The following is a 19,558-nucleotide window of genomic DNA, read 5'->3' on the forward strand; positions in this document are numbered from 1 at the left end:
ACAAATTTACATACCACATAGTTAATATAAAACCCCAAAATAGATTGAGCACTTTCAAAACTTTAAGTCACATAATCCTTTTAAAATTGCAGTGAGCGAGTAATAGTGTTTTTTGACACTTCACAAAAAACCTATATAGTACAGTAAATTCAACGACTGCGAACAAACCATCAAAAAAAACGAACACTGCAAAATCTCTATATATTTATTGTACCATAAAAGAAGTTCTATTAAATACAAGAATTACATAATAAATTAGATTAAATATATTCAAACAAAAAGAACTTGTGCGAACAATCTTTTTGTTTGAATTCTTGAATTAAATTGTAACAAGTTAATTTATTCCATCTACGCCATTATAAAAAGTCCTCTTCTATGATGGCACAAATAATATTGACATCCTCAACATCTATTAATTTGTATACCAAATAGTTATTTATATTCAAAATAATCTTCTCCATCTTGGTTATAAAATAATATTCTACTTGCCAATCCTTGTTCATATTTATAGTTTTCTTTATCACCTACATAAGAAAACGTCAATGACATACTTCTTGATGGGTCTAATGAAATTATATCTAAATAAATAGTACATTTTTCTCCTGGTTTTAATATACTAAAACTATTAAAATCCATTTTTATTTTAGCATATTGCTCCATATATAATGTTGAATTAGCTTCTCCATAAACCTTTAATTTTGTTATATCTAAATTTTGTGTACTTGTATTTTCTACATTTATAGGAACAGTTGGGTCTTTATATTCTTCAGTATAATATTCAAGGTTTTCATCGTAACATTCAAGATAGCTTCCTTTATCTTTCCAAATTATGTGATTCGAATCAAAATCAATCTTTAATCCACATATTATATTCTTATTTGAGGCTGGAAGGCTAATGTTATTAATTGTATTTTCACACTCTAACATAATTTTATCACTTAGATTTCCTATCCCTGTTACTTTTGTAGCGTTTTTAAGCATATCTTTATTACTTCCAATATCAACTAACGCTATTGGAGTATTTTGAGCTATTGTAGAACCAACAAGCGCATACACTAAATCGGTTCCACTTGCTATGTAAAATTCTTTTGTCCCATTATAGAACTTATTTACTATCTTCTTATTAGTATCATATCTATCTACTCCACCCAATCTAGTTGAATTAGTATCATTTACTAAGTTATCATTCATTGATGAAGTACCACCTATCGCATAACTTTCTATTCCAGTAGTATTAAATGGTACACTTTTCCCATCAGTCAATACTATGGGTGCTTTATCTCTAACAGCCGCAGAAGCAATACTCATAGCATCTGGTTCACCTTTGAAAGCATTAGTTAATATTACCTCACTTACTTTATTAATAGAATTTATTTCTTTTGCTACATTGTAACTTGTCTTAATCCTATTGCTTCCTTGAAGTCTTTTAGTCTCTATTCCTTTATCTTTTAGAAAGGTTTCTGTTGCCTTATCAATAGAACTTTCTCCACCAATTATATACACCTTGTTAGCTTTCTCTACTCTCTTAAGAGTTGCATTTGGTATGTTATTCTTTTTAGTTAAAAGAATTGGCGCATTTGTAGCTCCTGCAAGTCCACTTGCACTTAGACCATCAGCCATAGTACTATCTGCATTTACAAGTATTGCAGTAGTATAACTTTGTTTATCTGCAATAATCCCAGCAGTTTCATATTTATCTGCTCCTTGAATTTTATCAATTTTATCAAGTGCATTTGCAGATACAGGACAACCAGCAACAAACATTGACATAGCTAACCCTAATGATAATAATTTCTTTGATTTCAAAATATCTCCCCCTTTTTTCATGTCTCTCAATCAAATTGTATAACAAACATATATTATATGTTGTCGAAAGTACAAACTATTTCTACTCAATTAACCACATTAAATAACATTAGAATAAATTATTTTCTTATAATCTTATTCTTTATAATATATATAATTATTATAATATAATTGAAGTATTTTACTTTAACCATATTATTTAATTTTGAGAGGAAAAACTTTATGAAAGGTGGCGTAAGAAAACGTGGTAATAAATGGTATTGTTACTTTAAATTAGCCATTGTAGAAGGAAAAAGAAAGAAAATAGAACGTGTAGGTGGAGATACTAAAAAAGAGGCTCAGCCAGCTCTTAGAATAGCTTTAAATGAATATGAAGATTGTGGAAATGTTTTTGACGAGAATAATATTAGCGTATCCGATTTTTTAGATTTTTGGTACAAAGAATATGTAATGCTTAATTGTAAATTTCAGACTCAAAATAATTATAAACGTGCAATAGAAAATCATATAAAACCAAATTTAGGAAAGTACCGATTAAAACTTATAGCACCCATGATTATTCAAAAATTTTTGAACGATAAATCTAAAGAAAATTATTCTAGTGGCACTATAAGAGTAATCAAGGGTGTTTTAAATAATTCTTTTAAGATGGCTGTCCATCCATACAGATTTATAAAGGAAAATCCTATGCTTTATGTCAAAATTCCTAGGTACTTTGATTCAGATTGGGTTTGTACCAAAAAAAATGGTTCTCAAATAACATTACATAACTTAAAAAACATGTCACGAACTATAAATAGAGAATTAGGAATAGATTTTAATTTTCATAGTTTAAGACATACCCATGCCACTATGCTTCTTGAAGCAGGAGCAAATATAAAAGATATACAAAAAAGACTAGGTCATAATAAAATTTCCACTACTATGGACACTTATTCTCATGTAACTGATAAAATGAAGACTGAAACAGTGAATATTTTTGAAGGAATTATAAAGTAATTTGCCACCGGATTGTAATTACGGTGGCAAATGGGTGGCAAATCACCTATTTTGTTACATTTTTAGTTATTCAAGACCTTGAAAACGCTACATTCTTTATATTTTTAATCAATTTCTGACTTAAATGGAGTGTCATCAGCTTTTGCTATTCTGTATTCTTTATCAGTTATATAACCAAGTTCATGCATTTTATACAACACAGTCAACTGTCTCTTCTTAGCCTCTCCATGGTCAATATACCTAGCAGGATTATTGGTCATCCCCGCAAGCATAGCACACTCAGCTAGGTTTAACTCTCCAACTTTTTTACCAAAATACACTTCAGCTCCTTTTGCAGCTCCATATGCATTTTTTCCTAGGTACATATTATTTAGATACGCTTCAAGGATTTCATCTTTACTCATAATCTTATTCATCTGCTTTGCATTATACATATCCCTTATTTTTCTCTTCATAGTTTTATCATCACTTGTAAGCAGATTTTTTGAAACTTGCATATCTATAGTACTTCCACCTTGTGTTGTGTCTGTAAACACATTATTAAGTACTGACCTAGCTAAGGAAATAACATCTACTCCTTTATGCTTATAAAATCTCTCATCTTCTATTGAAACTATAGCCTGTTTTAAGTCCTTTGGCATTTGTTTTATACTGACAACCTCACTACTTATATATTTAGACTTAATTAATTTTTTAGTGACTTCAGGTGAACCTTTTATAGCTGAAACTGTAAAAATTGCACCTGCCACTGAAAATATAATAAGTGCCACTAACATAACAGATAATAATGCTCTAGCTATTTTAATTCTCTTTTGCTTTCTTCTTTTTTTGCTTTTTAATTTTCTATCTCTTTGCTTGTACTCAACTCTTCGTCTATCTCTCTGACTATAATCTGTATTTAAAGGTCTTACATTATCTCTTGTAAAACTATCTCTTTTTATAATATTTTGTGAATCTACCTTTTCACTCATTCTTTTACTAGAGGCTGTCTGAGAATTTTTATTTTTTTTACTTGTTGAAGTATAAGAATGTTTAGATTTTTTATTACTATCTTTATTATTACTAACTTTTTTACGTCTTATTTTATTATTATCATCATCATTGTAATAACCCATTTTAGTCTCCCTTCTTTATATAAGGTACATTATACATTGTTCCACAAAATAAATCAAAGAACAAAATTGTAAGTTTAAGGGTCAATTTTATAAAGGATATTTTCACTAATTTTCTCTATATTTGCGATTAATATTCATCTTTTATTTTTAAAAATAGCTTTGCAGTTGCTAAAGTGTCACTATCAGCTCTATGAGCATTTATATTCTCTATATTGTAATAAGCACAAGCTGTTTCAAGCTTCTTATTTTTTCCTTTATAACTTTTACATTTTTTTAATAATTCTAGTGTACATATATAATTATTTATTGGCTCTAAATCCAACTTTCTAAGATAGTAATTTAAAAACTTTAAATCAAATTTTGCATTATGTGCAATTATAGTTCTATCACCTATGTATTTTCTAAATCTAGGTAAAACCAACTCTAAAGACTCCTCTTTTTCTACCATTTCATTACTTATGTGTGTCAATTCCGTTATAAATGAAGAAATTATACCCTTAGGTTTTATTAACCTTGAATAGTTTTTTACAATTTCGTCATTTTTTATTTCTGTTACACCTATCTCTATTATTTCACAACCTTTATATGGATCTAATCCTGTAGTTTCTAAATCTACAACTACATATTCTCTCATATCTCTTCTCCTTATTATCAAATGGATATATTTATATTCTATATTTATGCAATATACTAATCAATACTTAATTTTATATGATATATGAAATTTTTACAAATTTTACTAAATATACAGCAGATATTCCATTATAAATAAAGATTATTTTACTATAATAATTAAACTTTTATCTTATTATCATTTAATCTATTTTGATAAACATTATTATTTAATTCTTTATTGCTTAATTCTTTAAAATCTAAACTTTTACATTGTTCATCATTTTCCCATATTCCTGCCTGCTTATTTCCATCACTTTTATATAATACACCTTTGCCATTTTTCTTATTATCTAAGAAATAACCTTTATATATATCATTATTTGGATAAGTTAATTTTCCTAGACCATTTTTAAAACCATCTTTAAATTCCCCTGTATATATTGAACCATCTTTATAAGTATATTTACCTATTCCATGCATCTTATCATCTTTCCATAACCCTTCATACCTTTCCTTACTTGAAAAAATATATGTTCCAAATCCATTTTTCTTCCCATCAATAAATTCACCTTTATATAAGTCTCCATTATCATATTTGAATACTTTTTCTCCCTTTAATTTCTTATCAATATTCTTATTTTTATCGCTATTTCTATCTTGTGTATATGTTTTTTCTCTCCTTGTCTCAATTAAATCTCTATCATAACGAAAACCTTTTTTTGACTTATTTTTTATACTAGTTTTTTTCTTATTAATAAAAACTCTAGCTAATTGAATAAATATAAATGCAGATGATAAACATATAAACACACATACTATTGTTCTAAAATAACTAGTTATATTTTCCATAAAAATCACCCTTTTACTATAAAAATTTATTTAAAATACCTAATATAATATATATTTTTATTAGTTGGCATTTATACTTTTAGGACTATATATTAAGTAAATCTCATTTTAAAAGAATCTCTCTTAAAATAAACTAAGTACAATAAACACAGATAATTAATAGATACGTATGAAATATCCTTGAATACTTCATATAAATATTTCTATACAAAGAAATAAAAAAGATGAACCCCAGAAAACAGAGTTCATCTTTTAATAAAAAAATATCTATTTACTATTAAAAATATTTTTTAATTTATTTTATCTATTCTTTTATAAGAACTTTTACAACTTCTGATATATACATAGTATGATAATCTTTCTTTGGATACCACTTTTCATCATTTTCTTTAGCATCAAAGTTTTCTGGTGGCATTGTATCATGATATAATTTTTTACAAACCATAATCATATTAGCTTCTTCAAAGGCTACTGTATCATCTATAAAATATGGTGTAAGTCCTGCTTTTTCTACTTTATTTGTATCTCTACCAGAAATAGTACCACAAATATTTAAAGCTTCTCTGTATTTTTCATCAAAAAATGCAATTGTAAATGTGTCATTATTATCTACAAACTCTTTTGTATATCTCTGTGGTCTTATGTAAGTTGTTACAACATTTTTACTCCAATACACTCCAACACCACCCCAGCTTGCAGTCATTGTGTTAAATTTATCTGAGTTCCCTGCTGTTATAAGTAACCACTCTTTACCAATTTTAGTGAATGGATTAAACTGTAGTTCTTCAATTTTTACTTCTTTAAATCCCATAACATCATCCTACCCTTCATCTTTTAATAAATAAGTCATTTGTTAAAAATTTAAATATATGCACTTTTATAATACAGCTTTCAAGATTATTTTCCATATTCATGTAAATTATAATACAACAAATCAATTACTTTCGCAAGAAGTAGTTTTTATATTTTTTAATCATAAAATGTCAATAAAATATATTAATTATAAAATATATAATACATTTATTAAATTTAGAATACTATAATATTAAAAAGGTAGAAAGTATATACACTTTCTACACTTATTACTATTTTATATATTTTTATAGTAGTTTAGTTCCATTTAAATATAGTTTTGTTCAAAAACTATCATAATCACCAAATTTTGTTCTATTAATTGTAAATTTTTATACTTTATTAATAACATTTAAGTTATTATTCTTATCAATATATATTTTCTCACTATCTAAATCTTCATCAAACATCTTTATTATATTTTCTATTTCGTTTTTGTATTCATCTTCATGTACTCTATAAAGCATTAAATCTTCTAATAAATCTTTTATATCAAAATACACATCTTCCAATAAATAAAAATATCCATCTTCTATATTCTTTAATTTATCTATAGTATCCAATTTTTTATCTATATCTTTTATAACTTCTATGTTTTGTATGTTTATATTTATAATTGTCAATAAGTACATTCTCACAGTTTTTATTATCTCAATAGAAAAATCTACAATATCATAATTTCCTTCTTTTTTATAAAGTGATTCTTTAAATTTATCAAAACAATCATTTAAATCTGGATTTATGTTATTAAATGGAGGTCTTATTATATCTAGCATTATTAAAATATTTTGTATATCTACATTATTTGTAATGGCCTCATCCAAAACAAATAAATTATATGCATCATTTAATGGGTCATGTGCATCTCCACTAAACTCTAAGTTGGCAAATTCAAGTAAATTTTTTAGTGATATATAGTTCATACATTTTATACCACACTCTATATATTTCTCTTTTATATCCACAAATAACTCTCTAATGTTGTTTACGAACCTTGGATGATTGTTTTTTTTAGAACTTCTCATATCAGTGTTATTGAAACATGTTAAATCTAAATTACCAAAAGTATATATTCCTTCAATCTCAGAAAATATGCCTAACCACTTTTTAAACTTTCTCATGACCTCTTCATAGCTTGGTGCATACTTTAATTCTTCTGAAGATATATGAGTCAACTCTTGTATATGAGGATACAACTGGGCATTACTTACTGGCTTTATTAAAGATTTAAACTTATCAATATTTTTTGTCTTTTCATCATACATAACTGCTCCAATTGCAATTATATCTGAATTTAATATATCTCTCTTTGATTTAGAATTTGGCATATTCATCTCAAAATCTATATATACTCTCTTCAATATAAACACCCTTTCCAATTGTTTATAGTGATTCTTTTAATTACTTTTATTCATAATTTTCTAAGAAAGAATGTTTCTCCCCATCTTTTTGCCACCCTAGTACCGAATCAAGATTTACGTTTTCTGCTGCTTTAAATATGGATTTTTCTACATTTTTAAAATTTGGCTCTAAACTTTTTATTAAATCTTTTATTTCATATCTTTTATTTCCAGTTTTTTTAGCAGCAACCATGCACGCACAATTTAAAGGCCATATACCACTATTTTGGATAAATCTTATAATGTGTTCTTCTCTTATATAGTAAAGTGGTCTTATAATTTTTATTCCTTCAAAATTAGTGGAATTAAGCTTAGGAAGCATAGTTTTAAAATTTCCTGCACACAACAAATTAAGCATAGTTGTTTCTATTACATCATCATAATGATGACCTAATGCAAGTTTATTACACCCTAATTCTTCTGCCTTTGAATATAATGCTCCTCTTCTCATTCTTGCACACATATAACATGGATAATCTTTTGCAATTTCATCAGCTATTTCAAATATTCTTGAATCAAATAAATGTATTGGAATATTTAAATACTCACAATTATCTATAAGTAATTGCCTTATATTTGCATGATATCCAGGGTCCATAGCAATAAATTCAACATCAAAATTAACTTGTCCATGTCTCTTTAATTCTTGAAACATTTTAGCCATAAGAATACTATCTTTTCCTCCAGATATTGCTACAGCTATTTTATCCCCTTCTTCAACTAGTTTATAATCTCTTATTGCCTTTATAAACTTAGACCATAAATGTTTTCTATATTTTTTTATAATACTTTTTTCTATATCCCTTAGTGAAAGTCTTTCCTCAAAAGGAACTATAATTTCACAGCCTTTTCCTGATAGCTCACTCATTTAATCACCTCGTATATTTATGTTAATAATATTTTACAAAAAAGTCTACCTACTTCTATAAAATACTATAGTTTTACTTTAATTTTAATAAATACTTTATAGTTTACAATAACACATAAACTTATAATAACATAAATAAAGCCTTTCTTTTATTATCTTTTTTATTTTTCTCATTTAATATTTTATTATGAGTAACGATTTTTAAATGTATGAATATTATACACTAGATAGACTTACCTATCTATTTACAACAAGGAGGTTTTCATCTTGGAAAATAAAACTAGAGATATTAAAAAAAATTGTGGTTCATCTTTGGCTAGACCATATATTAATAATCAAATTTTCACAGAAATGTACTGCCTTTCTGATGCATTAAAATTTGGAACTATATTTCCAGAACTAAATTTATTAGAATCTGAAATGTACAACAAAGAATTATATGCTAAGCCAAAAAAATTAAGAGGAGGTAGAAGATAATGAAAGATTCATCTAGAGCTGAACTTATGAGAAAAATTCAGGAAACATCTTTTGCATGTGTTGATATGAACTTATATTTAGACACTCATCCTGATGATAAAAATGCTATCAACACTTACAATTCATTATGTAACCAATTTGCACAGGCTAGATACGCTTACGAAAATAAATATGGTCCTTTAACTAACTTTGGGTATGCTCCAAGTAGATGCCCTTGGCAATGGGCTGAGCAACCTTGGCCTTGGGACAGAGAATTTAATTATTAGACATCAAGTATTGGAGGATTGAAAATTCATGTGGATATATCAAAAAACTTTACAACACCCAGTTAATATAAAAACTTGTGACCCAAGAATGGCTAAGTTTCTTATAACTCAATTTGGCGGACCAAATGGAGAGCTTGCTGCATCTTTAAGATATTTAAGTCAAAGATATACAATGCCTACTGGTAATATGCGTGCACTTTTAACAGATATTGGTACAGAAGAACTAGCTCACGTTGAGCTTATATGTACTATGGTTTATCAGTTAACTTCTGATGTAAGCCCAGAAGAATTAAAAGCTGCTGGTCTTGGCTCAAACTATGCACAAAATGGATATGGAATTTATCCAACAGATTCAAATGGGGTTCCATTTGATGTAAGACCTATCGCAGTTATGTCAAATCCTGTAACTGATTTACATGAAGATATGGCTGCTGAACAAAAAGCACTTGCAACATATTATCAACTTATAAACTTAACAGATGATGTTGATGTTATAAACGTACTAAAATTCTTAGGTCAAAGAGAAATAATTCACTATCAAAGATTTGGTGAAGCTTTAATGGATGCTTATGAATTAGAGGAATGTCAAAAAATATTCTAAAATTCTTCTTTATATATAAAACTACAATTATTTACTAATTTACTAACTTACTTTTTCGCTTAAATTAGCTTAAAAATATAAAAAACTATAAAGAACTGTCCATTTTCTATACGCAGATAGAATAAATAAACAACAAAAAGCAGGTACTGAATCAACAGTAATAATAGATAGTAATCTACAATACTATTGACACCATACCTGCTTTTATTTTATAAGCAATAAAGAAATATCTATTTATAAAGTTTTATCATTAAATTTAAATGATTATAAAACTCTTCTTGCATTTACATATCTACTTGAATAGTAACTACTATTTATATTAGATATTGTTACCTTTTTTGATGAACCTGAAGATGCGTGTATCATCTCTCCATTTCCCATATATATTCCAACATGACTTACAGAGCCATTATTTGAACCTTGTGTATCAAAGAATATTAAATCTCCGCTTCTAAGGTCTCCTCTATTTACATATGTTCCATACTTACTTTGGTCTCTAGATACTCTTGGTATACTAACCCCAGCAGATTTTTTCATAACGTATTGTGTGAATCCAGAACAGTCAAAACTATTTGGACCTTCTGCTCCCCATACATATGGTTTTCCAAGTAGTGTCTTTGCAAAGCCTATTACACTATCAGCTCCCTGACTTGGAGAATTAGTTGAATCGGATGGAGTTGAAGTATCAACAGAACCTTTTTCTGCAAGATATTGACTTGATACATATCCTGTTTGGTCATCATGATTTACTTTTGTCCATCCACCATCTTCTGAGATACTTCCAACTTCAGTACCATAACTTAACGTAGCCACTTTAGAGTGTCCTGTTCCTGGTCCTGTTCTAAGGTTTAATGATTTTGCTGTTACAACTTTTGTATCCTTTACAATATCACTTGAACTGCTTCCATCATTTCCATTTGCAGAATCACTTAAGTTAGTTCCTAAGTATTTACTTGAAACATAACCGACTCTACCATTAGAACTTATTTTTGACCATCCATTTGACTCAGATATGTATCCAACTTCAGTACCATATCCCAAAGTAGATATTTTAGAACTTCCTGTACTTGGACCTGTTCTAAAATTTAATCCCTTTGCTGTAACAACTTTTGTTGATTTTACTGAAGCATCATTACTTTCATTACTATTTCCTAGGCTATTTATTGATAAATATTTTTCATGCACATAACCTGTATTCCCATTATATTTAACTTTTACCCAAGAACCATCTTTTCCTATGTACTCAACTTTATCACCTTTGTAGAACTTTCCTATAGATGCATTATTTGTACCTGGTCCTTTTCTAAAATTTACTGCATTCCCTGTTATTGTTCTACTTTCTACAGTTGAACTTTCTATTTCAGACTCATTAGCATATGCTAAATTCCCCATTGTAGGCATTATTATCGCTGTGGCCATTATACTGGCTGCTACTCTCTTTTGATTAAAATTCATAACTTTCCACTCATCTCCTCTTTTCTAGTAGATTTATTTTTTATTTCTAACATAAAAGAAATAATTGACACTATTTTTAAATATCAATTATTTCTTTTATATTAATATTATTACAAATTTGTAACTATTTGTCTATAGTAATAATTCTATACCATAAATTACCATAAATATTTTTTAATCGTAGAGAGGTTAAAACTCAGTTATATAGCCAAACTATATCTTATTAAACAATTTTATATTTTTTAACTTTTTTGTAACTTTTATAACCCTGTTGAACCAAATCCACCTTTTCCTCTTTCAGAATCACTTAATTCTTTAACTTCTTCTATATTAATCTCATATATAGGTTTTACTACCATTTGAGCAATCTTCATATGTTTTTCAACTTTAAAATCATTTTTTCCATGATTTATTAATATGATTTTAAGCTCTCCTCTATATCCCTCATCAATAGTTCCTGGTGTATTTAACACAGTAATTGAATGTTTTAAAGCAAGTCCACTTCTAGGTCTTACTTGCGCTTCTGTCATAACAGGAAGTTCTATACATATTCCAGTTTTAATAAGTTTAGTCTCTCCAGAAGGTATTACAACCTCCTCTATAGAATACAAATCCATACCAGCATCACCTTTGTGAGCAAAATTAGGTATTATAGCGTCGTCATTTAATTTTTTTACTTTTAAATTGTACATTTTATATCTCCTTTCAATTTCCTATAAATATTATAACTTAAATTTCAGCCTCTTGAAGTTTTTTATTTTTTTGTGGTAATATAATTATTAGTGTTTTAAAGGAGGATTTTTTATGAAACTTGTACTTGCTGAGAAACCATCTGTTGCAAAAACTATAGCATCGTTTTTAGGTGCAAAGACTAGACAAGATGGTTACTTTGAAGGAAATGACTATATAATTACTTATGCAGTTGGACACTTAGTATCATTATATGATATGAAAGATTATGATAAAGATAAGTATTCTGGCTCTTGGAAAATGAATAACTTTCCATTTGTGCCTGAAAATAAGTTTAAATTCAAAATTGATAGTTCTAAAACCAAACAATTCAATACTGTAAAAAAACTTTTAAACAGAAAAGATGTGGAATATGTAATAAATGCCACTGATAATGACAGAGAGGGAGAACTTATAGCATTTTTAATATTTTTACTTGCAAAAAATAAGAAACCAGTAAAAAGAATTTTGGTAAATGAATGGACTCCAGAAGACATTACGAGAGGTATAAAAAACTTAAAAGATGAAGATGAAATGAGAAATCTTCAAGCTGCTGGATATACAAGACTTATTACTGATTGGTTAATTGGAATAAACTTCACTTCCGTTGCTACATTAAAATATGGAAATGGAAAATTATTAAATATAGGTAGAGTAATTCTTCCAACAGTCAAATTAGTCTATGATAGGGATATGGAAATACTGAATTTTGTTCCCAAAACTTATTATGAAGTAGAAGGTCATTTTAAAGCTGAAAATGGTGAATATAAAGGTAAATATATTAAAGGTAAAGAAAGTAAATTTGACACACTTGAAGATGCAAATAAAATCATAGCTTCAATTACATCTCAAACTGGTAAAATACTAGATAAAAAAGTTACTATGTCAAAAGAGTATGCACCAAAACTTTTTAGTTTAACATCACTTCAAGGATATATAACTTCTAAGTACTCTAATTTTACCTCTGATAAAGTTTTAAATGTATGTCAATCTCTTTATGAGGGTAATGGTAAAGGTGGGTATATAACTTATCCAAGAACCGATTCTATTTTTTTAGAAGAAAGTTTAGCTTCAAAGGCTTCTCAAACTTTAGAAAAATTAAAAGTCGGTCTTGAATATGAAAATAAAATTAAATTCTCCAAAACAAAAAGGGTCTTTGATTCATCTAAAGTAGATTCACATAGTGCTATAATTCCTACTTACATAATACCCAAAAATTTATCTAAAGATGAACAATTGGTTTATGATGCTATAAAAGATAGATTTGTAGCAAATTTTATGCCTCCTGCTGAATATGAGAATACAGAAATTAAAACTAAAGTAGATGATTGCACTTTTTTAACAAAAGGAAAAGTACTTAAATCAAAGGGATACCTTGAGGTGTATAATAAGGAAGAAAAAAACGATTTACTTCCATTTGTAAACAAGGATGATATTGTTGATGTCTTAGAGATAAAGCCATTAACCAAACAAACAACACCGCCTAAATCGTATACTGAAGATACACTTTTAAAAGCTATGAAAAATTGTGGTAAAAATGTACCTGAAGAAGATACAACTGTACTTTCAGGGTATTCAATAGGAACATCAGCCACACGTGCTGATGTACTAAAAAAAATAAGTCAAGTGGGCTATGTAAAGAAAAAAGGCAAATCTTACTTTATAACAGACCTTGGAAAAAATTTAGTTGAAATTTTTCCTGTTAAGGACTTATTTGATGTAGATTACACTGGTAAACTTGAAAAAAGTTTAAGTGATATTCAAAAAGGTAAATACACTAGAAAAGAATATCTTACTCATATTATTAGTTTTATATATCAAAATGTCAATATTATAAAACAGGATGCTTCAAAAAATATAAATACAGAGGCTTATACTTTTGATTCAAAAACTAAAAAATTTACTAAAGTAAAAGCAAAGGATTCAAAAAATAGTTCAAAAAAAAGTTTAACTGATTCTGAAAAGGAAATTGCTGTATCAAAAGATACAGATATTAAAAAAGAAAATAAAACCAATAATGAAAATACGTCTCTTGGTAAATGTCCTATTTGTCAAGGTGATGTCCTTGAGTTTGATAAAGGATTTGCTTGTAAAAATCATAAAGAGTGTAAGTTCGTTATTTGGAAAAATGACAAATACTTAAGCCTCTACAAAAAGAAAGTTAATAAAACTATGGTCAAAAATATTTTAAAAAAAGGTGAGACAAAAGTAAAATCTTTAACTTCTAAAAATGGAAACAAGTTTGATGCTACATTAAAATATAATAAAAATCCAGATACTGGCTACTTCAACTGGAAAATAGAATTTGAGAATTAAATAATATTCATAAAAGCAGAAATAGCAGTAGTATAATATTAAATATATTATACTACTGCTATTTCTGCTTTGTGTAAAAATTTAACTTTATATAATAACTTCTCATATGTACATTTAAACTAATTTTTTTACTATTTCTGATAGTTTAAGTGTATGTTCATCTAATAAAGTTAGTTCCTCATCAGAAAGATTTGATAGTTTCTTTACTATAGACTCTTTAAGAATAGATTGTACAATATCAAATAATTCAAATGCTTTATCTGTCAATTCAACTCTAAGAACTCTTCTGTCTTTTGGGTCAGGAAATTTATTTACTAAATTATGCTCTACCAATCTATCAATAATTGGTGTCATATTTGATTTTAGTATTCCTAAATTAGAAGCTATTTGAGAAATTGATGATGAGTTTGATGTCATAAGATAAAGAATTACCTTTGCATGTGATGGAGCCATTGGACACTCTCCAAAATACTCTTTCATCATATCTGAGTTGTTTTGAAATTTTTTTAACAAATCGTTTTCTTTGAATATATTATTTTGAAGTACAAATAAAAAGTCTAAAAAAGAGTCTGCTATTTTAAGTATATTATCGTTATCCATATTTGTAACATCCCTTCAATAAATACTGTAATAAAATATTCATTACTTATTATAGTATAAATTATAAACTATTAATAAATTTAAAACAAGAAAAAGTTATTGACTCATAATAATTATAAATTTATAATCAAATTAGAGAATTATAAAATGCCAAAAAAGGGAAGTTTTTTAATTAGCCTAAAACTAAACTTAAATTATAAGACACTTTAAATTCTACAACAAGCTAGTGTAAAATATAATAGGAGGAGATATGAAAAGATATTTAGTAGTTTTTTTAATGTGTAGTTCACTGTTCTTAGTTGGATGTGGAAAAACAGATGAACCTGAACCAGAAAAACCTATAGCAGTCTCTGTTCAAAAGGCAGTAGGTGGAGAAATAGAAAATACAAATGCTTTCTCAGGAACTACAAAAGTTAAAGATGAGACATCAGTTACTGCTCAAACTGCTGGCACAGTTCAAGAAGTTTATGTGAAACTTGGCCAAAATGTAAGAAAAGGTGATGATTTATTGAGTATAACTAGTGAAGATTTAGAAAACAGTGTAAAACAGTCTAAAGCATCACTAGATTTAGCAAAAGCAAGTTATGCAAGTGCTACTGGGGGTGCATTAGAAGCTCAAGTGAATCAAGCAAAAACAGCTCTTGATAGCGCAAAACTTCAATATGATGAATCCCAAAGAAATTATGACAATAACAAGGTTCTTTATGAGCAGGAAGTAATTAGTTTAGACCAATTTAAAAAAATAGAAGTTGCTTTAGAACAATCAAAACAACAACTAGATTCTGCACAAAGAGCATACAATACAGCAACTTCAAAAAGTATACCTCAAGCTAAATCACTTGCTAAAAAACAACTTGACCAAGCTCAAGTATCATATAACTTAGCAATGAGTAACTTAGATAAGCTGACATTAAAAGCTCCAGTGGATGGAACAATCACAGCCAAAAACTTTGACTCAAAAGAGATGATAACACAATCACAACCAGCTTTTGTTATTTCTAATCCTAATATATTAGAAGTAGGCTTAAATGTAGCAGAAGCAGATATAGCTAAATTTAAAAAGGATGGTAATGTAGATGTTGTTATTGAAGACCAAAGAGTTTTAGGAAAGATAGATTATGTTCCTTCAGTAGTTGACCCTCAGACATCTTTATATCCTGTTAAAATACTTGTTACTAATACTAACAACAAATTTAAAGCAGGAATGTCTGCACAAGTAAACTTAAGCGTTGAAAAAGAAAATGGAGCTGTTACAGTACCTAAAAAAGCAATATTTGAAGAAAATGGAAAAAAATATGTATACATAGCAACTAAAGATAACATAGCAAAGAAAACATTAGTTCAAACTGGAATTGTAACAGAGGATAAAATAGCAATCAAAAGTGGTGTAAGTGAAAAAGATACAGTGGTTATTGGGGGGATAAGTCTTATTTCTGATGGAACTAAGATATTTCCTGTAGAAAAGGAGAAATAGTATTATGAATTTAACACATACTTCCGTTAAGCGTCCTCTCACAATCATAATGGTCTTCTTAGTATTAATAGTTTTTGGTGGTATTGGATATAAAAAAATGTCAATAAATCTAATGCCTGATATAGAAATACCTGTTGTAATGGTTATGACTACTTGGACAGGTGCAGGTCCTCAAGACGTTGACGAACAAGTTAGCCAAAAAGTTGATGAAAGTTTATCATCTGTTTCAAATGTAAGCTCAACTATATCAAGTTCACAAGAAAGTGTTTCTATGGTCGTAGCTCAATTTGAATTTGGAACCAACCTAGATGAAATAATGAACGATGTTAGATCTAAAGTAGATGCATTACAAACTAGTTTACCAGATGATGCAGCTAAGCCAACAGTACTAAAATTAGATATGAATGCACAAGCTATAGGTCAGCTTGTTATATCTGGTGGAAATAATAATGCACAAGCACTAAGAAAATACGCTGAAGATGTAATTCAGCCTAAAATAGAATCTATAGATGGTACTACATCAGCAGACATTAAAGGTGGAGAAAAAGCTCAAGTTAATGTAATAGCTGACCCATCAGTTCTTTCAAATTATGGAGTTAGTTTATCAACTATAAAAGGTATTTTATCATCTAGTAATAAAACATTCCCTTATGGTTCAATTACTCAAGGTGAAGATAAGATAGTCTTAAGATCAATTGATAAATTAGAATCTTTGGATGATATAAAACAGATTCAAATTCCTGTAAAAGGAGGAAACACTGTTAACTTAGATACTCTTTGTAGTGTAGATTATGGATTTGCAGACAAAGATAGTATTTATAGATACAATGGAAAAAGCAGTTTAGTAATAGATATTTCTAAGCAACAAGATGCAAATACTGTAAAAGTTATGCAAGATGCATATAAATATGTAGATGAATTGAATAAAGAAAATCCACAATTTAAAATTAAAATTGCCAATGATACAAGTGCTTACATAAGCGAATCAATAAACAGCGTAATGAGCAATTTACTTATAAGTGCAGTTATTGCATTTGTAGTAATATTTGCTTTCTTAAAAAGTGTAAGAGCTTCATTAGTTGTTGCAGTGGCAATACCAATTTCTATAATAGGAGCAATAGCTGTTCTCTATTTTACAGGCGAAAGTTTAAACCTTATCACTGCAAGTTCATTGGTAATTTCAGTTGGTATGGTCGTTGATAATGCTACAGTTGTAATTGAAAACATATTTAAATACAGGAAAAGTGGTCGTTTGAGCATTGATGATTGTGCTATTGAAGGTACAAGAACTGTCACCAATGCAATACTAGCATCAACATTGACTACTATAGCTATATTCTTACCTATTATGTTTACAGAAGGTATAGCCAAAATAACATTTGGGGCTTTAGGTAAAACACTTATAGCTTCTCTAGCCTTCTCTTTTATAGGTGCAATTACTCTTGTTCCTAGTGTATTTGCAAAACTAAGTAGAGGTAAAAGTAGTGAAAAAATGAAGGAAAAAGATAGCCCTATATTTGATAAGGTAAGTGAAGGATATAAAAGATTACTAAGTGTATGCTTAAGACATCAGAAATTAGTAGTAATATCAAGTTTACTTATATTTGTAGCTTCTCTATTCGGAATGAGCTTTATAGGTATGGACTTTATGCCTGCAGCAGATAAAGGAGAATTGGCTATTTCTATAGAACTTCCAAAGGGTCTTAGCTTAGAAGCTAATGATTATTATGTTTCTATGACAGAGAAAAAAGTTTCAGATATTCCAGAAATCAAGACATTGATAACAAGTTTGACATCAGACTCAAATAATAATAGTGCAAGTATAGCAATTGAATTGGAATCTCAAAAAAATAGAAAAAGAACTACCGATGAAATAGAAAAAGAAATAATTGATAGAGTTGCTACTGTTCCAGATTGTAAAATAAATGTAAGTCAAAATAGTAGTGTTATGGGTGGAACTTCAGGAGCAGACTTCACATTAGAGATGAAGGGGCCTGATTTGGATGTATTAAAGATATTAGGAAAAGAAGTTGAAAAAGAATTCAGTTCTATAAAAGGATTTAGAAATGTAGAGACTTCCCTTACAGATACAACACAAGAAGCTCAATTTACAATAGACAAACATAGAGCGCAAGAATACGGTGTAAATACAGCAGAAATTGCAGGATTATTGCGTACTGCAATAAATGGTGATTCAGTTACTACTGCTACTATTGATGACTACAAAGTCGATGTAAATCTAAAGTTTAAAGCAGATAGTATTGATAATCTAGAAGATATAAAACAGTTAAAAGTAAATTCTACAACTGGAAATGAAGTACCTCTTGGAGCTTTCTCGGATATAAAAATGGTAGATGGTTTACAGTCCATATCAAGAACTGATGGTGATTTTTCTGTAAATATAACTGCAACACTTGATAATTTAGATGCTGGTACAGCTACAAAATTAGCATTAGAAAAAACTAATAAGATGCTAATCCCTAAAGACTACTCTATTGGTGTTGGTGGAGAAACAGAAATGATGAATGAATCTATGGCCAGTCTTGGATTCTCAATGGTTATAGCCATAGCACTTGTTTATATGGTAATGGTAGCTCAATTTGAATCATTTAGTAAACCATTTATAATAATGTTCTGTGTGCCATTTGCATTTGTTGGAGTTGTACTTTCTCTTTTGGTAACTGGTCAAAGTTTAAGTACTGTAGGTATGTTAGGGATAATCTTACTTATCGGTATCGTTGTTAACAACGGTATAGTTCTTATTGACTACATAGAACAACTTAGAAAAGCAAATAGTAGTAATGATTTAATTGGATTGGTTTCAATTGGTTGTGCTGCGAGACTAAGACCCGTTTTAATGACAACTGCAACAACAATTCTAGGTATGTTACCAACAGCATTATCTCTTGGTGAAGGTGGAGAAACAATGCAACCACTAGCCGTAGTTATAATGGGTGGTCTTACTGTATCTACACTAATAACACTAGTACTTATCCCTACTATATATTTAATATTTGATAAGTGGGAAAATAAGTTTTCAGATAGGATGCCTAAAATATTTGGTAAAATAACAGATAAAATAGGAGATATAAAAGGAAAAATATTTAAGAAACCAAAATTAAAAGCTAAAATTTAA

At 28.3% G+C, this 19,558-nt stretch carries 17 protein-coding genes; 7 read left to right on the forward strand and 10 right to left on the reverse strand.

Annotation, left to right across the window (positions count from 1 at the left end; translation table 11 throughout):
• Positions 1-432: 432 nt before the first annotated feature.
• Positions 433-1,806 carry a cell wall-binding repeat-containing protein gene (locus IC218_RS07515; RefSeq protein ID WP_227824158.1) on the reverse strand — a complete coding sequence of 458 codons (1,374 nt, stop codon included), beginning with the start codon at positions 1,804-1,806 and terminating at the stop codon, positions 433-435.
• A gap of 222 nt (positions 1,807-2,028) precedes the next feature.
• Here IC218_RS07515 and IC218_RS07520 point away from each other — a divergent pair, with 222 nt between their 5' ends.
• Complete coding sequence (locus IC218_RS07520) at positions 2,029-2,805, forward strand: tyrosine-type recombinase/integrase (RefSeq protein WP_227824159.1); 777 nt, start codon at positions 2,029-2,031, stop codon at positions 2,803-2,805.
• Positions 2,806-2,909: 104 nt separating this feature from the next.
• On the opposite strand, the gene IC218_RS07525 is transcribed toward IC218_RS07520, so the two are convergent.
• The 6 genes from IC218_RS07525 to IC218_RS07550 all read right to left on the reverse strand — a co-directional run bounded on the left by IC218_RS07525 (position 2,910) and on the right by IC218_RS07550 (position 8,504).
• On the reverse strand, positions 2,910-3,920 hold the full coding sequence (locus IC218_RS07525; protein WP_227432644.1) for a biosynthetic peptidoglycan transglycosylase: 1,011 nt from the start codon (positions 3,918-3,920) through the stop codon (positions 2,910-2,912).
• A 127-nt stretch (positions 3,921-4,047) separates the two neighbouring features.
• Positions 4,048-4,554, reverse strand: a complete 507-nt coding sequence (locus IC218_RS07530) for a PolC-type DNA polymerase III (protein WP_227432643.1) — start codon at positions 4,552-4,554, stop codon at positions 4,048-4,050.
• 158 nt (positions 4,555-4,712) lie between these two features.
• On the reverse strand, positions 4,713-5,384 hold the full coding sequence (locus IC218_RS07535) for an MORN repeat-containing protein (protein ID WP_227824160.1): 672 nt from the start codon (positions 5,382-5,384) through the stop codon (positions 4,713-4,715).
• A 304-nt stretch (positions 5,385-5,688) separates the two neighbouring features.
• Positions 5,689-6,195 carry a flavin reductase gene (locus IC218_RS07540; protein WP_227824161.1) on the reverse strand — a complete coding sequence of 169 codons (507 nt, stop codon included), beginning with the start codon at positions 6,193-6,195 and terminating at the stop codon, positions 5,689-5,691.
• Positions 6,196-6,568: 373 nt separating this feature from the next.
• Complete coding sequence (locus IC218_RS07545; RefSeq protein ID WP_227824162.1) at positions 6,569-7,606, reverse strand: 3'-5' exonuclease; 1,038 nt, start codon at positions 7,604-7,606, stop codon at positions 6,569-6,571.
• 37 nt (positions 7,607-7,643) lie between these two features.
• Entirely contained in the window at positions 7,644-8,504 is an 861-nt protein-coding gene (locus tag IC218_RS07550) for a tRNA 2-thiocytidine biosynthesis TtcA family protein (protein WP_227432639.1), read from the reverse strand.
• A 267-nt stretch (positions 8,505-8,771) separates the two neighbouring features.
• Between IC218_RS07550 and IC218_RS07555 the strand changes: the two genes are divergently transcribed.
• The 3 genes from IC218_RS07555 to IC218_RS07565 are packed head-to-tail and all read left to right on the forward strand — an operon-like array spanning position 8,772 to position 9,848.
• Entirely contained in the window at positions 8,772-8,981 is a 210-nt protein-coding gene (locus IC218_RS07555; RefSeq protein ID WP_227432638.1) for a spore coat associated protein CotJA, read from the forward strand.
• Positions 8,981-9,247 (forward strand): spore coat protein CotJB, encoded by a 267-nt coding sequence (locus IC218_RS07560; RefSeq protein WP_021385274.1) that lies wholly within the window; start codon positions 8,981-8,983, stop codon positions 9,245-9,247. The genes IC218_RS07555 and IC218_RS07560 overlap by 1 nt, the downstream gene beginning before the upstream one ends.
• Positions 9,248-9,275: 28 nt before the next feature.
• The gene (locus IC218_RS07565; RefSeq protein ID WP_227432637.1) at positions 9,276-9,848 is read left to right on the forward strand and encodes a manganese catalase family protein; all 573 of its coding nucleotides are present in this window, start codon (positions 9,276-9,278) and stop codon (positions 9,846-9,848) included.
• A 264-nt stretch (positions 9,849-10,112) separates the two neighbouring features.
• Here IC218_RS07565 and IC218_RS07570 read toward each other — a convergent pair whose 3' ends face one another.
• Positions 10,113-11,303: a C40 family peptidase gene (locus IC218_RS07570; protein WP_227824163.1), complete on the reverse strand. Its 1,191-nt coding sequence runs from the start codon at positions 11,301-11,303 to the stop codon at positions 10,113-10,115.
• Positions 11,304-11,563: 260 nt separating this feature from the next.
• A complete protein-coding gene (gene dut, locus IC218_RS07575) occupies positions 11,564-11,995 on the reverse strand; it encodes a dUTP diphosphatase (protein ID WP_227432635.1) in 432 nt (143 codons plus the stop codon).
• 112 nt (positions 11,996-12,107) lie between these two features.
• Between dut and IC218_RS07580 the strand changes: the two genes are divergently transcribed.
• On the forward strand, positions 12,108-14,348 hold the full coding sequence (locus IC218_RS07580; protein ID WP_227824164.1) for a type IA DNA topoisomerase: 2,241 nt from the start codon (positions 12,108-12,110) through the stop codon (positions 14,346-14,348).
• Positions 14,349-14,462: 114 nt separating this feature from the next.
• Here IC218_RS07580 and IC218_RS07585 read toward each other — a convergent pair whose 3' ends face one another.
• On the reverse strand, positions 14,463-14,948 hold the full coding sequence (locus IC218_RS07585; RefSeq protein ID WP_227432633.1) for a MarR family winged helix-turn-helix transcriptional regulator: 486 nt from the start codon (positions 14,946-14,948) through the stop codon (positions 14,463-14,465).
• A gap of 250 nt (positions 14,949-15,198) precedes the next feature.
• Here IC218_RS07585 and IC218_RS07590 point away from each other — a divergent pair, with 250 nt between their 5' ends.
• Both IC218_RS07590 and IC218_RS07595 read left to right on the forward strand, forming a co-directional pair.
• Positions 15,199-16,422, forward strand: a complete 1,224-nt coding sequence (locus IC218_RS07590) for an efflux RND transporter periplasmic adaptor subunit (RefSeq protein ID WP_227432632.1) — start codon at positions 15,199-15,201, stop codon at positions 16,420-16,422.
• 4 nt (positions 16,423-16,426) lie between these two features.
• Complete coding sequence (locus tag IC218_RS07595) at positions 16,427-19,558, forward strand: efflux RND transporter permease subunit (protein WP_227432631.1); 3,132 nt, start codon at positions 16,427-16,429, stop codon at positions 19,556-19,558.

This window comes from Clostridioides sp. ES-S-0005-03, assembly GCF_020658455.1.
In the GTDB taxonomy this organism is placed as follows: Bacteria; Bacillota; Clostridia; order Peptostreptococcales; family Peptostreptococcaceae; genus Clostridioides.